The sequence below is a fragment of the Glutamicibacter sp. TV12E genome, assembly GCF_052441935.1.
In the GTDB taxonomy this organism is placed as follows: Bacteria; Actinomycetota; Actinomycetes; order Actinomycetales; family Micrococcaceae; genus Glutamicibacter.
In genome coordinates, this window is record NZ_JBQVVF010000001.1 from 1514785 (window position 1) to 1529359 (window position 14575).

General features: G+C 63.1%; 17 protein-coding genes. 9 read left to right on the top strand and 8 right to left on the bottom strand.

Annotated features, from left to right (window positions below; translation table 11 throughout):
* Nucleotides 1-307 precede the first annotated feature (307 nt).
* The gene (locus ACT7DV_RS07050; protein WP_444661524.1) at nt 308-1498 is read right to left on the bottom strand and encodes a serine hydrolase domain-containing protein; all 1191 of its coding nucleotides are present in this window, start codon (nt 1496-1498) and stop codon (nt 308-310) included.
* Nucleotides 1498-2928: a purine-cytosine permease family protein gene (locus ACT7DV_RS07055; protein ID WP_444661525.1), complete on the bottom strand. Its 1431-nt coding sequence runs from the start codon at nt 2926-2928 to the stop codon at nt 1498-1500. The genes ACT7DV_RS07050 and ACT7DV_RS07055 overlap by 1 nt, the downstream gene beginning before the upstream one ends.
* Before the next feature lie 399 nt (nt 2929-3327).
* On the opposite strand from ACT7DV_RS07055, the gene ACT7DV_RS07060 reads away from it, so the two are divergent.
* The 8 genes from ACT7DV_RS07060 (at nt 3328) to ACT7DV_RS07095 (ending at nt 9549) form a co-directional block, all read left to right on the top strand.
* On the top strand, nt 3328-4653 hold the full coding sequence (locus tag ACT7DV_RS07060; RefSeq protein WP_444661526.1) for an MFS transporter: 1326 nt from the start codon (nt 3328-3330) through the stop codon (nt 4651-4653).
* A gap of 56 nt (nt 4654-4709) precedes the next feature.
* Nucleotides 4710-5360: a GntR family transcriptional regulator gene (locus tag ACT7DV_RS07065; RefSeq protein ID WP_444661527.1), complete on the top strand. Its 651-nt coding sequence runs from the start codon at nt 4710-4712 to the stop codon at nt 5358-5360.
* A gap of 89 nt (nt 5361-5449) precedes the next feature.
* Nucleotides 5450-5587 (top strand): hypothetical protein, encoded by a 138-nt coding sequence (locus tag ACT7DV_RS07070; RefSeq protein ID WP_444661528.1) that lies wholly within the window; start codon nt 5450-5452, stop codon nt 5585-5587.
* A complete protein-coding gene (locus tag ACT7DV_RS07075) occupies nt 5584-6267 on the top strand; it encodes a DUF2848 family protein (RefSeq protein ID WP_444661529.1) in 684 nt (227 codons plus the stop codon). The genes ACT7DV_RS07070 and ACT7DV_RS07075 overlap by 4 nt, the downstream gene beginning before the upstream one ends.
* 4 nt (nt 6268-6271) lie before the next feature.
* A complete protein-coding gene (locus ACT7DV_RS07080) occupies nt 6272-7744 on the top strand; it encodes a 4-hydroxyphenylacetate 3-hydroxylase family protein (protein WP_444661530.1) in 1473 nt (490 codons plus the stop codon).
* 13 nt (nt 7745-7757) lie between these two features.
* Nucleotides 7758-8111 carry a cupin domain-containing protein gene (locus ACT7DV_RS07085; protein WP_444661531.1) on the top strand — a complete coding sequence of 118 codons (354 nt, stop codon included), beginning with the start codon at nt 7758-7760 and terminating at the stop codon, nt 8109-8111.
* A 2-nt stretch (nt 8112-8113) separates the two neighbouring features.
* Entirely contained in the window at nt 8114-8638 is a 525-nt protein-coding gene (locus tag ACT7DV_RS07090; protein ID WP_444661532.1) for a flavin reductase family protein, read from the top strand.
* Between the two features lie 107 nt (nt 8639-8745).
* The gene (locus tag ACT7DV_RS07095) at nt 8746-9549 is read left to right on the top strand and encodes a carbon-nitrogen hydrolase family protein (RefSeq protein WP_444661533.1); all 804 of its coding nucleotides are present in this window, start codon (nt 8746-8748) and stop codon (nt 9547-9549) included.
* 433 nt (nt 9550-9982) lie between these two features.
* On the opposite strand, the gene ACT7DV_RS07100 is transcribed toward ACT7DV_RS07095, so the two are convergent.
* The 4 genes from ACT7DV_RS07100 to ACT7DV_RS07115 are packed head-to-tail and all read right to left on the bottom strand — an operon-like array spanning nt 9983 to nt 12180.
* Nucleotides 9983-10264, bottom strand: coding sequence for a DDE-type integrase/transposase/recombinase (locus ACT7DV_RS07100; protein WP_444661534.1), 282 nt, complete (start codon nt 10262-10264; stop codon nt 9983-9985).
* A 36-nt stretch (nt 10265-10300) separates the two neighbouring features.
* On the bottom strand, nt 10301-10417 hold the full coding sequence (locus ACT7DV_RS07105; protein WP_444661535.1) for a hypothetical protein: 117 nt from the start codon (nt 10415-10417) through the stop codon (nt 10301-10303).
* Entirely contained in the window at nt 10407-11369 is a 963-nt protein-coding gene (locus ACT7DV_RS07110; protein ID WP_444661536.1) for a COX15/CtaA family protein, read from the bottom strand. Before ACT7DV_RS07110 ends, ACT7DV_RS07105 begins: the two co-directional genes overlap by 11 nt.
* Nucleotides 11370-11376: 7 nt before the next feature.
* Nucleotides 11377-12180: an alpha/beta hydrolase gene (locus tag ACT7DV_RS07115; RefSeq protein WP_444661537.1), complete on the bottom strand. Its 804-nt coding sequence runs from the start codon at nt 12178-12180 to the stop codon at nt 11377-11379.
* Nucleotides 12181-12242: 62 nt separating this feature from the next.
* On the opposite strand from ACT7DV_RS07115, the gene ACT7DV_RS07120 reads away from it, so the two are divergent.
* The gene (locus tag ACT7DV_RS07120; RefSeq protein ID WP_444661538.1) at nt 12243-12713 is read left to right on the top strand and encodes a MarR family winged helix-turn-helix transcriptional regulator; all 471 of its coding nucleotides are present in this window, start codon (nt 12243-12245) and stop codon (nt 12711-12713) included.
* A 75-nt stretch (nt 12714-12788) separates the two neighbouring features.
* On the opposite strand, the gene ACT7DV_RS07125 is transcribed toward ACT7DV_RS07120, so the two are convergent.
* Both ACT7DV_RS07125 and ACT7DV_RS07130 read right to left on the bottom strand, forming a co-directional pair.
* Nucleotides 12789-13544 carry an iron ABC transporter ATP-binding protein gene (locus tag ACT7DV_RS07125; protein WP_444661539.1) on the bottom strand — a complete coding sequence of 252 codons (756 nt, stop codon included), beginning with the start codon at nt 13542-13544 and terminating at the stop codon, nt 12789-12791.
* Nucleotides 13541-14575: an iron chelate uptake ABC transporter family permease subunit gene (locus tag ACT7DV_RS07130; protein WP_444664794.1), complete on the bottom strand. Its 1035-nt coding sequence runs from the start codon at nt 14573-14575 to the stop codon at nt 13541-13543. Before ACT7DV_RS07130 ends, ACT7DV_RS07125 begins: the two co-directional genes overlap by 4 nt.

Genomic DNA, 14575 nt, shown 5'->3' on the forward strand with positions numbered 1-14575 from the left:
ACTACAGATCTCAATCCGGGTCAACCACACCCTCAGCAGCAGGCTGCGTTCGTCTACAGAGCGGGGAGTCATCGTCTTTTACTGAAGAAGACACTGCAGAAGCTGGCATCGGCTTCCTATTCTTGACCCAGGCAGCGAGCGCCTTGGGGTCCGGGAATGCCTCGGCGCACCAACCATTTCTTTGCCCCCTTCGCCAGCCTTGATTATTGGCACTGGCCAGTGAGCGTGTCGCAGATGGCAGAAAACCCGTGCGGTTCATCGAAATGATCGATGGGCCGCACGGGTTTTGCAAGGGATGGCGCCGAATCTAGCCGAGCTGCGCGGTCGCTTCGCTCAGCTCCAGCAGCAGGTTGGTCTGCACCTCATGCCATTGGGCAGTATCTGGCTCGGGCCAGCTTGAGAGCTTGACGATCACCAGGTCCTGAGAGGGGTCGATCCAGAGGTTCTGCCCGTGGATGCCGATGCCGGAGATGATGCCGCGCTCATTTCCGGTGCACCACCATTGCCGGGCATAGGATCCCCGCGGGAAGAGCTGGGCGAAGCCCTCGCTGGCCATGTGCTCTGGCAGGCCCCCGGCGAAGACCTCGGCCACCCAGCTTTCTTCGACCACGCGGCCTCCGGCGGCCATTCCGCCGTCGAGCATGAGGCGGCCGACCTTGGCCAGATCGCGGGCGGTGCAGCTGATCCCGCCGTTGGCGAAGCCGAAGCCGCGATCGTCCACGGTGATCATGGCATCGTGATCGGCACCGAGCTTCTGCCACAGGAAGCGGCCCAGCGCCTGCGCGTAGCGCAGCGAGCTGGCGCGCTCGATCACCCAGGCCAGCACGTCGGTGCCCGCCGAACAGTACTGGAACTTCTCGCCGTGCTTTCCGCTGCCGCGCAGCGTGGCCAGGAAATCGCCGGTACTGCGCGGGTCGCCGTCCAGCCGCGGGCGCCACCCGGAGGAACGGTCATGGCGTTGCACCTCGGAGGCCGGGTTCTGGTAGTTTTCGTCGTAGTCCACTGCCACCAGCATGTCCAGCACCTGGCGCACGCTGGCATCGCCGTAGGCTGATGGCGCCAGTTCAGGGACGTAGTGGCTCACCGGAAGGGATACGTCCAGCAGCCCCTCCATTTCCAGGGCGCCGGCCACGAGCGCGCACAGGGATTTCGATACGCTCATCAGCAGGTGCGGCTGATCCGCATCGCTGCCGCCGTGGTAGTACTCGGCCAGGATGTCATTGCCCCGCAGGACCACCAGGGAGTCGGTGCAGGTTTCTTCGAGCCGGCGCTGCAGATCCGGCATGGACTGCGCTAAGGCGTCGAGGCGAACCGTGGGAACTGCCGGCAGTGCAGACCTGGTGATCCTCGCGTGGGCGGTGACCTCCTCCATGTGCGTGAAAGCCCAGCGATTATGCCCGGCCTCCTGCCAGGTGGCGAGCAGTTGGTTGTCGGGGGCGTCGAACGGGTAGCGCGCTGGATGCGCCGCGGCGCGCTGGGCCGGGGACGAGGATGGCATCAGGCGACCTCCTGCTTTCGCGCCGATTTCTTGAACAGCAGCGTGTAGACCAGGGCCGATACGGCCATGCCTGCCGGCACCGAAAGGTCGATCCCGCCCAGCAGCAGCGCCAGGGGGCCAGCCCAGACATCGGTGGAGAGGAACAGCGCCGACGCCAGGCCGCCGGCCACGAGCGCCACGATCCCGGCGACGCTGTAGCCCGAGCGGTACCAGTACTTGCCCGAAGGGAACTGCTCGAACAGCTGCAGGGAATCGTAGCGGTTGCCGCGCAGCAGGATGTCGGTGGCGTAGATGGTGATCGTCGGCACCGAAATGATCAGCAGGAACTGCAGCATCAGGTTCACTGCATCGATCAGCGAGGTGGAGACCGCAAGCACAAAGGTGAAGATTGTGCCCAGCACGCCGATCAGCACGGCCGAGGGGATGCGCTTGATCGGCACGCCGATGGATTGGAATACCATGCTCGCCGTGTAGGTGGTCATGCCGTTCAGCGCCACAGTGTTCAGCACCACTCCCACGACCAGCAGCACGCCGAGCCAGCCCGGCAGCATGTCCATGAGCGCGAAGTCGATGCCGATCTCCAGAGCATCGAAGGAAACGAGGGTTCCCAGCAGGGCGCCGACGCTCAGGAAGATCACGCCCGGTACCGCGCCGCCGAGCGCGGTAGCTGCGATCACGCGCGATGTCCTGGTTTCGCTGGGCAGGTAGCGCGCCATATCCGCGCTGTTGGAATAGGACAACGGGGTGGATGCCAGGATGGCGAATCCGATGCTCAGGGAGATCCACAGATCGAGGCCGCCCAGCGGCTCAGGCTGAACGAAACCGAAATCGGCCTTCGACAGGATGAACACCGTCACTACCACGAAAATCGCGAGCAAAGCGGCGGTGACCACCGAGTAGCTGCGCAGGATCAGCCCGTGGCCGTAGACGGCGACCAGCACGGTGATTCCCGACACCGCAATGGTCACCAGTGCCTTGGCCAGAGTGTCGTTGCCCATGCCGAGGCGCCGCAGCAGTTCTGCGCCCATGAAGGTGGAAGCCACCCAGTTCAAGGCGAGGAAGATGCCCGACACGAACCAGCCGTAGAAGGCAATCACGATGCGGTTTCCGCGGATGCCGTAGATGGCACGGGTGATCACCGAACCCGAAGTGCCTGCCGACGGGCCGCTGGCCGCGACGATTCCCGGAAGGATCCAGAGCAGGTTGCTGGCGATGATCACGAGCACCGCCTGCCAGAGCTCGAGGCCCAGCACGAGGGTGAGCGTAGCTCCCATGGTGAGGCTCAGGATGCTCACGTTAGGCGCGGCCCATACTGCGAACAAGGCCCATGCGGTGCCGTGGCGTTCTGCGGGGGCGATGAATTCGATCCCGCGTTTTTCTGGATGTTTGGCGGAATCCGCGACTTCGGAATCAAGGTGCGCGCTACTCATGGCTCGCAATCCTTCCTGCTGGGTTTGGCCGCATCGTTGAGGCGTCATGCTCAGTGTTTGCGCTTGTTGGTCACGTGACCAATTAGTTTCAAGGTTCAATTACAGCGCCCGCAATCCGGCAGTGTCAAGCCTCACAATCCATCGCATCGGGGCAGTTGGCGACAAAGTCCAGCGTGGGCTGGGTAATTGCAGAAAAATTCCCCCCCCGGCCCAGCATGCTCCTAATCCGGCCTCGGCCGCCCAGGGGGCCGCGTTTCCGGCCGATGGCGGGTGCCACGGAAAACTAAGTTGTAGACAAGTTGTATACAACTAGTCTACAGTACTTGATGTGCATTACATCACCCTGAAATCGCGGCTCTAGCGGCCGCCCCCTTCCACCGTGAAACAGAGGAGAACTAGATGACTGAAACTGCATCTACTCCAAAAATCCGCAAGCACACATCGCTTCCCACTGTCGCCGCTTCGAGCCTCGCCGGCACCGCGGTGGAGTGGTACGACTTCTTTCTGTACGGCACCGCCGCCGCACTGGTATTCAACAAGTTGTTCTTCCCCAGCGATGACCCCTTCGTGAGCACCATGCTCGCCATGGGAACTTTTGCCGCGGGCTTCTTGGCACGCCCGCTGGGCGCCATCGTTCTCGGTCATCTCGGCGACCGCAACGGGCGCAAAGCCACGCTGGTGGCCAGCCTGATGCTCATGGGCGTATCCACCACGTTGATCGCGTTGATCCCCACTTATGAGGCCATCGGAATCGCCGCACCGCTCCTGCTGTTGCTGCTTCGCCTGATCCAGGGCTTCGCGCTGGGTGGCGAATGGGGTGGGGCCGTCCTGCTGGTTTCCGAATACAGCAACGACTCGAGCCGCCGCGCATTCTGGGCTTCATGGCCCAACGTGGGACCGCCGCTGGGGAACCTGATGGCCGCAGGAGTGCTCGCATTGCTCTCCGCCACCATGGCCCCCGAGGCCTTCCTCGCCTGGGGATGGCGCATCGCCTTCGGGCTTTCGGCCCTGCTGGTGATCATCGGGCTGGTACTGCGCCTGTACGTGGAGGAGACCCCGCTGTTCAAGGCGCAGCAGGCCAAGTCCGCAGGCCAGGCCAAGGGGAAGCTCCCGCTGGCACGGCTGCTGCGCGGGAACTGGCGGCAGATCCTGATCGCCGCCGGAAGCCGCATGGGGGAAAACGCGGGCTTCTACATCTACTCGCTGTTCATCATCACCTACGTCACCGAGATCCTGAAGCTGGAGCGCGGGGTCGGGCTGGGCGCGGTGATGATCGGCCAGGGCGTGGCGGTGGTGGCCATTCCGCTGATGGCCATCCTCGCCGACAAGCTGGGCCGCAAGCCGATCCTGTTTGCCGCCTCGGTGGCGACCATGGCCTGGGGCTTCGCCTTCTTCGCGCTGCTCGATACGCGCTCCACCGCGATGATCGTGATTGCCGCAGTCGGCGGGCTGCTGATCTTCTCCGCCTACAGCTCGGTCATCGGGGCATTCTTCTCGGAACTGTTCCCCACCGAAGTGCGCTACAGCGGAACCTCGGTGGCCTACAACATCGCCTCGCTCATTGCCGGCTCGCTCTCCCCGCTGATCGCCCTGGCCCTGTACCAGGGGTTCGGCACCGGAATGGCCATCGGACTGTATCTGGCGGCCATGGGCCTGATCTCGGTCATCTCCGTGGCGTGCGCCAAGGAGACGAAGAATATCAAGCTGACCGACCTGGACGCATAAGCTAAGAGAAAGGGCTTGCATCGTTGCCTCGAGAACACCACACCAGGACATGGACCATGAGCATATTCCAGACACCAGCCGCCACTGCGCCCGAGCGTGCCTACCAGTGGCTGCGCCAGCAGATTGCCGAGCTCCCATGGGACCAGGAGGCGTTCTTGAGCGAGAACTCCATCGCGGAAGCCGCGCAGAGTTCCAGGACCCCGGTGCGCGAGGCGCTGTTGCGGCTGGAGGCCGAGGGCCTGGTGCGGCGCATTCCGCACAAGGGCATCTATGTTCCCGCGCTGACCGCCGCGGACATCGAGGAGATCATGGAAGTCCGCCAGGTCATCGGGGAATGGGCGACCTGCCAGGTCGCCCAGCGCCGGCCGGAGACTGTGAACCGGCTCCAGCAGCTGCTCGATGAGCAGCGCGGCTGCCTGGATGACGCGGTCAAGTTCATCGAGCTCGACATCGCATTCCACAAGACCATCGTCGAGGCGGCCGGAAATGCCACCCTGGCCCAGGTCTACGACTCCCAGCGTATCAAGCAGGAACGCGTGGGAATCCAGGCGGTGCTCGCCACCGCAGAACGCTACGCGGCGGTGCTGGCTGAACATGAGGCCATGCTGCAGGCCATCGCCTCGGGCGATGCCGAGCAGGCCCAACTGGCCGCCCGGCGCCATATCCACTCGACCCGGGACGCGATCAGCGCCCGCAGGGCCCGCTAGAAAACACCCCTGAGGCACCCCGGCCCGACGCCAGCGGCGTCCGGGCGTGGTTCCGTGCACCCAAAAACCGTCCATTAAGGCCATGATCCATGGATTTCAACCTTGTCCACCTCACCGGATCCGAGCCCCGGGGCACCGTGCAGCACGCCGACTTCGGCCTGCTGGTGCTCGCAAGCCTGGACCCTTCGATAACCCTTACCCAGACAACTGCCAGGAGCAACGCATGAGCAGCAGCACACCATCCCTACTCGAGTTCGAGGTCGCTGGAACCGGCGAACGCCTGGCTCTCGCCGACTTCACCGGAATGGTCGCCGGCTACACCGGTCGCGATGAGCACGCGGTGCGCGAGCACATCGATGAACTGGCCGCCATTGGCATCGCCCCGCCGCCGGCCGTGCCGATGTTCTACCCGGTCGAGGCCAGCACCTTCACCAGCGCCGAATCCCTGCAGAGCGCGGGCAAGGCCACCAGCGGGGAGGTGGAGCCGCTGTACATCCGCCACCGCGGCCGCTACTACCTCGGCTTGGCCTCCGACCATACCGACCGCGAACTCGAAGCCGTGGACATCCCCGACTCCAAGCGGGCCTGCCCCAAGCCGGTATCCCGCCAGGTGGTGGCCATCGATGACCTGGAAGCCTTCAGCCTGGACGGGGCCCGCGCCCGCAGCTGGGTCGACGGGGTGCTCTACCAGGACGGAACGCTGGACAACCTGCGCACCCCGGCCAATGTGGTCGGGCTCTTCCTGGAGCGCCATGGCATCGGCGACGGGGACTTCGCCTGCCTGGGCGGGACCCTGCCGGTGATCGGCGGCAAGTTCACCTATGGCACGCACTGGCGGCTCGAGCTGGAGCTCCCCAGCGGCGAAACCCTGATCCACACCTACACCATCCATCACGAAGGAGCCTAAGCACATGCGTACCGGAACCGAGTACCTGAACTCCCTGAAAGACAACCGCCGAATCCTGCTCGACGGGAAGGTGGTCAGCGACGTCGCCAACCACCCGGCCTTCGCCAGCGTGGCCAAGACCGTCGCGGAGCTCTACGACATCGCCGCCGACCCGGCCAGCAACATGCAGTACCACGCCGAGGAGATCAACGGCCCGGCCAACCTGGTCTTCAGCGCACCGCGCACCGCAGAGCAGATGCAGCGCCGCCGCGACGCGGTGCAGCGCTGGGCCGAGCACACCCACGGCTGGGTGGGGCGCAGCCCGGACCACGTGGGCACCTTCTTCGCCGCCTTCGGCACCCACCCTGAAGTCTTCGAGCACCCGGAGCGCGACTTCGCCGGCAACGTGCGACGCTACTACGAGCGCATCCTGCGCGAAAGCCTGTACGTCTCCTACGCGATCATCCCGCCGCAATACTCCCGCGCCACCACCGCCTCGGGCTGGGAAGGCGACTTCCTGCAGGTGGGCGTGGTCAGGGAAACCGATCAGGGGCTGATCGTGCGGGGCTCGCAGATGCTCGCCACCGGCGCGGCCATCGCCGATGAAATCTTCATCACCTGCATCAAGCCGCTGGGCCCGGACGATGTGGACTTCGCCGTCTCCTTCGCCCTGCCGGTGGACACCGAGGGCCTGAAGCTGCTGTGCCGCCGCCCGTTCGCCCCGCAGGCCTCCAGCGACTACGACTACCCGCTGACCAGCAAGTACGATGAGCCGGACTCCCTGGTGATCTTCGATGACGTGCTGGTGCCCTGGGACCGGGTGTTCATCGACCGCGATCCGCAGAAGCTGCGCCGCCAGTTCTTCGACACCGGCGCGCACGCGCTGGGCAACTGGCAGGCGCAGACCCGGCTGAACACCAAGCTGCAGTTCATCGGAGCCGTGGCCCGCAAGATCACCCAGGTCAACGGCACCGAGCGCATCCCGGGCGTGCAGGAGAAGCTGGGCGAGCTGGCCGCGACCATCTCCTCGGTGGAGTCCGCGCTGATCGCGGCCCAGCATACCGCCACCGTGGACGAGGCAGGCTGCCTGATCCCGGGCAAGCGCGCGCTGTACGGCGTGATGGGCCTGCAGTCGGAAACCTACCCGAAGGTCATCGAGATCCTGCGCGACCTGGTGGGCGGCGGCGTGCTGCAGATGCCATCGGGCGTCAACGACATGCACAGCCCGATCACCGGCCCGGATGTGGCGCGCTACATCGCCTCGCCGGATGTGCAGAGCGAGGAGCGCATCAAGCTCTTCCGGCTGGCCTGGGACATCATCGGCACGGAATTCGCCGGCCGGCACCAGCAGTACGAGATGTTCTACGCCGGCGCCCCGTTCGTGGTCAAGGGCGCGTACACCTTCCGCAACTACGGCTACGAGAAGCACGTGGCCCAGCTCGACGAATTCCTGGCCAGCTACAGCTCCAAGAGCTCGATCCTGGCTGCATCAAACTAAGAGGAGAATTAACATGGCAAAGCCAGAGTACGAATTCGGACCGGCCTCCCGCGTCGAGTTCAGCAACTGCAATCCGCATGTCGAGGGCCTGTCCGAGGCCATCCTGGCCCGCGACGACTCCTCCGATGCGGTCACCCGCATCCTGAAGTTCGAGCCGGGCACCGACACCAGCCCCAACGGCCCGCTGCGCCACGACTTCTGGGAAGAGGTCTACATCTTCGAGGGCTCCTTCGTGGACCAGCGCCTGGGCCAGACCTTTAGGGCTGGCGACTGGGCCACCCGCCCGCCGGGAATGGAGCACGGACCGTGGATCTCGGAGAACGGGGCGAAGATGTTCGAGGTCCGCTACTACCAGAAGGACAGCTAGCCATGGCATTGCCACAGACTTTCTGCGCACCGGACCCGCTGGCCATGCGCCAGGCCATGGGCCGCTTCCTGACCGGCGTCGCCGTGGTGACCACCGAGCATGGGGGCGAAGGCTCGGGCATGACCATCAACTCGCTGACTTCCATCTCGCTGGAGCCTCCAATCCTGATGGTGTCGCTGAACTTCAACACCCGCACCGGGGATGCCATCCGCGATGGAGGGCGCTTTGCGATCTCCATCCTTGGCGCCAAGCAGGAGGCGGTGGCCCGCCAATTCGCCACCCGCGGAGGATCGCGTTTCGAGGCAGGCAGCTTCGACACCACCCCCGGCGGCCTGCCGGTGGTTGCCGAGGCGCTGAGCCAGCTGGAGTGCCAAGTCGTGCACCAGTACGACATCGGCGACCACCAGGTCTTCTTCGGCCAGGTCGTGGCCAGCCGCGACCGCGACGGCAGCGGCCTGGCGTTCAATGCCGGCAAGTTCGGAAGCTTCGAAGACTTCAATCACGAACGGGCACCCTGGCTGTTCTAACCGGGCGGCAACGGGAGCACAATGATCTTCATTGGGCCGCAAGCTTTGATCTTACGGCCCAATGAAGCATTCAACGGCTTTACGTACTAACTACTAGGAGAAAACGAATGAAAATCGCACTTGCGCAGATCCTCAGTACTGCAGACATCCGAACAAACCTCGAGCTGGTGAAATCCCACAGCGCCGAGGCTGCTGCACAGGGTGCACAGCTGATTGTTTTCCCGGAGGCGACGATGCGTTCATTCGGCAATGATCTGCAGTCAGTAGCTCAGGAGAACAGCGCGGACTGGGCTGACGCCGTGCGTGCCATAGCAGCCGAACACAACATCACTATCGTGGTAGGCATATTCACCCCCGGGGAAGGCGAACGCGTCCGCAACACACTGCTCATCACCGGACCTCACGTGGACAGGTCCTATGACAAGATCCACCTCTACGATGCTTACGGCTACCAGGAGTCGGATTCCGTCACTCCGGGTGACAAGACACTTACCTTCGTGGTGGACGGTGTAACGTTCGGAGTTGCTACCTGCTATGACGTGCGCTTCCCTGAAATCTTCTTTGCGAACGCGGCCAATGGAGCTCAGGTGAACATCGTGTGCGCATCCTGGGCCATGGGGCCGGGCAAAGTGGAACAGTGGCAGCTGGCAACCCGTGCCCGCGCGATGGATAGCACTACATATGTAGTGGCTGTAGACCAAGCCGACCCGCATACAGTGCCCGGGGCGCTGGTGACCAACGACCCGCTGGGCGTGGGGCATAGCTCTCTTATCGCACCGAATGGAACCGTGCTGGAAGACTTAGGTGATGCACCTGCCCTACGCATCGTTGACATTGATCCTGAGGAAGTCGAACGTGTTCGCACGGGCCTTCCGGTGCTTGCCAATGCCCGCTTGCGTTCGAAAAACTGAGTCCGCCAACGGACAAGTAGTTTACTTATTAGAAAGATTTGGGGCGGTGTTATCGAAATATCGCCGCCCCAAAAAATGGTGCAGGAACACAAGTGCATGAAAGTTAGTTTCGAATGGTGTCAAGCCCCGGGTTTAGAAGAGGATTCTCAACTAGTTTTCCTGCGAGGCTTCCACGACCGTGCAATTCTGTTCGTCCCACTGTTGATGGATCTGGGCTGGCGACCTCTAGCCAAGTGCTGAGTGCAGCCTCTTCGTGTTGTGCCAGCCAACCCACCTCAGGGCCTCGGCCATAACTTCAACCTGCCCTGACCACACGCCGGTTGATCAATTCTGCATCGTAGACCGAATTGAGCGCCTCGGCCATGGCGTTGTCGAACGAATCGCCCTAGGAATCCACCGAAGCGATGGCCTTGGACTCGGCCAGAGCTTGCCCCTATCTGATGGACAGGAATTGGACGCCGCGGTCGCTGTGGTGGACGAGTCCGGTCACGTCTTCGCCATCCCTGTATTTCTTGGCAGGGGCCATCATTAATGCGTGCCTGGCCAGTGACTCTCGCATGTGGTTGGCGACTTGCCAGCCCACGATTTCGCGGCTGAGCACATCAAGAATGAACATGGCATAGACCCACCCAGCCCGGGTAGGGATATAGGTGATGTCAGCGACCCAGAGCTTGCATGGTGCTGCAGCGGTGAACTGGCGATCCGCCAGATCCACAGGTCATGTTTCCGGGTCCGCGAAGAGAGTCTTGGGCTACTTCCGTTTGCGGCGAATCCCGTCAATTCCAGATTTCTTCTTTAATCGTTCCACCGTGCACCGGGCAATTGGCCCGAACGCTTCGGCATGCTGATTGTTCATTTCATGCCACATCTTCCATACCCCGTAGCAGGTGTCCCTGGGTGCGGACGAACATGACAGCCGTGGCGGCAGCCAGAAGAGATGCCAGAACCATGTGGAACCCGACCGCCAGTTCGGGCAAGCCGTTTCTGGCCTGGAAGATGCCCAAGGCTGCTTGCAGTGCCTGGATGGCTACCAGCAGAGCCGCCCACTTCCATGATTCATGCTTCTTCGAGTGAAGCACCAGGGCCAGGATCAACGTCATCGCGATGAGCAGGTAGCTGGGCCAGGCATGGACATGCTGGAGAATCACCGCATTGAATCCATTCCTTCCTGCCGCCGCGTCCCCTGAATGAGGCCCGGCTCCGGTAGTGAGCACACCGAGGATGACCGTCACGGCGGTGAGGCTGGAATTGGCCCACAGGCTATTCTTCAGCCATCGCGGGGAGGCAAAGCTCGCGGGGGTACTCGCTCCGGCTCCCAGCCGGTCCACGAAAAGCGCGCTGAGGCAGACCAGGGTGAGCGACGCCAGGTAGTGGAATCCGACGATGAACGGATTCAGCCCGGTGAGGACGGTGATTCCTCCGACCAGTGCCTGGGCCATGACGCCGACAAGTACCGAGCTGGCCAGGATGTACAGGTCCTTGCGTTGTGCTCTGAGCTGGAAGACGCACAGGAGCACGGCAAGAGCGAGCCCGCCAACCAGTCCGGTCAGGGTCCTGTTCCCGAATTCGATCAACCCGTGGATGCCCATTTCAGGGGTGTTCACGAGTGATTCCTGGGTGCACAAGGGCCAGGTGGGGCAGCCGAGGCCAGAGGAGGTAAGGCGCACGGCGCCTCCGGTTGCGATAACGAGGACTTGGGCCACGAAGGAGCACCAGGCAAGCACGGTGACTTTGCGGTCCAGGCGGGTGGGCAGGCGGAACGTGCGCGCCAGGGATGCGGGATTCTTCACGGGGGTGGCGGAGGAAGGCCGATTCGACATGGATCTTCTAACGGTCTAGGAGGAAGGGGAGGAAGCGTCCGGAGATCAGCTGGTGGGCTTCGGATAGTGAAACCAACGCCGTGCCATCACCTGGCTGGAGGCCGTAGTCGCCGAACTGCGCGTGGGTCACGCCGTTCAGGGTGGCGCTGCTGGCATTCTCCGAGAACTGGTTTTCGAAGCCTTCGACTTTTTGCCTATTGATGACTTCGTCCCGGTCGCCGTAGAGGGCCAGCACATCGAGGCCTGGATGGTCTTCCACCTCGGTGGACGCGCAATACGACGCGAAGAGCAGCAGCTTCGCCACCCGCTGGTCGTCTGCGTATTCGCAAGCCTTGACTCCGCCCATGCTGTGGCCTCCGACAGCCCAGGAATCGACTTCAGGCGCCAAATCCATGATGTCGTCGAGGCTTCCAAGGTGGAGCAGCGCGATATTCAGCGGCGGCTTGGCAATGAGGACAGTCACTCCGTTTTCAGCCGCTTCCGAGAGTACCGATGCGTAGGCCGGGGGCTCGACCTTGGCGCCCGGGAAGAAGACCAGGCCTTGCCCGGTTGGCTCTTGGGCCGGCTGTAGCTTGATGGCCTTGCCGAGGTCCTCGTAGGTCAGATCCTCGTCTGATTGCACGCTTTCCAGCCGCTGCGCGTCTGCAGGAAAGCTTGACGAAACCCATACGATCGAGGCTGCCAGGGCGCCGAGGATGAGGATTGAAACGGAGATGAGGATGATGGTCCACAACCGGCGCCGAGAGCGCTTTTTGGGTGATCCCGGCGGCGTGGCATCTCGGTCAGGGGTATTGGAGGCGGGCGAAGGCATGGCATCTTTCATGAAGGGAAGTAGTACGGTAACCGTAGCATATTGTGGGTTAGAATCACTAGGTGAGCCTTGACCCCAACCACAACCAGGAACTGTCCGCCGCTGCCCTGCGGGAACTCCAGGACGCATTCGGCGCCGCCAGCGCGGAGCTGGCCCGCAGGATGGCGATGAATGCCACGGATGCCCTGGCCATCGAATATATTGCGCTCTCGGCCACCGCGCTGAGCCCCGGGGAGCTCGGGGAACGCTTGGCCATCACCCGCTCCTCGACGACGGAGGTGATTGACCGCCTGGTTGCCGCGGGGCATGTCGAGCGGATCAGGGATGAGCGCGACCGCCGCCGATTCAGGCTCATGCCTACGGCCCGGGCGACGGATCGGGTCCGCACCGAGCTTGCCCCGCTGGTCACGGCGCTCAACGACGCTTCTGCGGGGTTTTCCGGCCCCGAGCGCCTGGCCATCTCCAGCTATCTGGCCCGGGTGGCCCATGCCTATCGGGACTTCGCCTCCGATGCGCAGCAGGCGGATTGCTGAGGCAAGGCGCACGGCAGCTTCCGCGATGCGGCGACCGGCGCCGGCGCCATGCGGGATCTCGCGCAGTCCCCGGGATCAGTAATACACGGCCAACGGCCCATTGGGGCCGGGGATCACTGTAACCGGGGTCTCGAAGACTTCGCTGAGAACGTCGTCGCGCATGATCTGCTCCGGGGAACCGAATTGCACGACCTTGCCGTGCTTCATCGCGCAGATGTGGTCGGCGTAGTGTCCGGCGAAATTGATGTCGTGCAGCACGATGACAATGGTGCGGTTCAATTCGGCCGCAGCCCGCTTCAGATGCTGCATCATGACCACCGAGTGCTTCATGTCCAGGTTGTTCAGCGGCTCATCGAGCAGGACCGTATCGGTGTCCTGCGCCAGCACCATCGCGACATAGGCGCGCTGGCGCTGTCCGCCGGACAGCTCGTCGAGGTAGCGTCCCTCCAGCTCGCCCAGATCGAGGAAGTCGATGGAGCGCGAGATGATTTCCTCGTCCGCCTGGTTCAACCGGCCCTTGGAGTGCGGGTAGCGGCCAAAGCCCACCAGCTGGCGCACGGTCAGCCGGGTGACAAAGTGGTTTTCCTGGCGCAGGATCGACACGATCTTGGCGAGGTCCTTGGAATTGGTGGTCGTGACATCGTAGCCCGAGACTTCGATGGTTCCCTCATCGATGCCCAGCAGGCGCCCCACCATCGTGAGCATGGTGGATTTGCCGGCGCCGTTGGGTCCCACCAGTGCGGTGAGGCCGCCGGAGGGAATCTCCAGGGTCACCGGGCCGATGGAGACCGTGGAGCTGTACTTCTTGCTGACGGATTCTAGGGTAATCACAGTCGTCCCTTTCGCAGGATGAAGATCAAGAAGGTGATGCCGCCGACGGCTTCGATGATGATGCCGACCACGCCCTGGGCGTAGAAGACGTTCTTCATGATGAAGTAGGCGCCCGCCAGGACGACAAAGCCGATCAGGAAGGACATCGGGTAGATGTAGCGGTGGTCGTAGGTGTCTGCCAGCTGGTAGGCCAAGGTGGCCACCAGGAATCCGAGGAAGGTCAGCGGCCCGACCAGCGCGGTAGTGACAGCCATCAGGATGGAGACGAAGAAGAGCGTCTTCATGACCTCGCGGCGGTGGTTGAGGCCCAGGTTGGTTGTGGTTTCCTTGCCCAGGGCCAGGATGTTCATCTTCTTGGAAGCGAGCACCAGATAGCCTCCGGCCACCACGACTAATGGAATGGCCACTGGCATGTAGCTCATATCCGCGTTGGACATCGAGCCGAACAGGCGGGCGGTGAGCACGTCGAATTCGCTGGGGGTCAGCAGGCGCTGCATGAAGGTGGAAATCGAGCCCAGCCCGGTGCCGATGATGATGCCCACCAGCAGCATGATCTGGATATTGCCGAGCCTCCCCGAGAGCAGCCAGCCATAGAGGGCAACCGAGAGCCCAACCATGATGGCTACCTGCAGCACGAATTGGCTGACTCCGGTGAAGAATGTGATGCCAGCGGCACCCAGGAAGAAGACCGCTCCGGTCTGCACCACCCGGTACAGGGCCTCGAAGCCCATGATGGACGGGGTGATGATGCGGTTGTTGGTCGCTGTCTGGAAGGCGACGGTGGCGATGGCTTGGCACAGCGCCACGATCACCATGGTCAGGATATTGCTCGCGCGCAGCTTCGCGATAACCCAGAATCCGGTGGATCCCAGCGGCATGGGGTTATCCCAGGCCAGTGTCGCGAAGGCGAAGAGCACTGCCAGCCCGATCAGGATCCACAGGGTGATCCAATAGCGCTTGCGGACCTTGGGCGTGGGCAACGGGCCCGATGAACGGCCGGGATGATGGGATCCCAGTGCGGGGGAGATCAT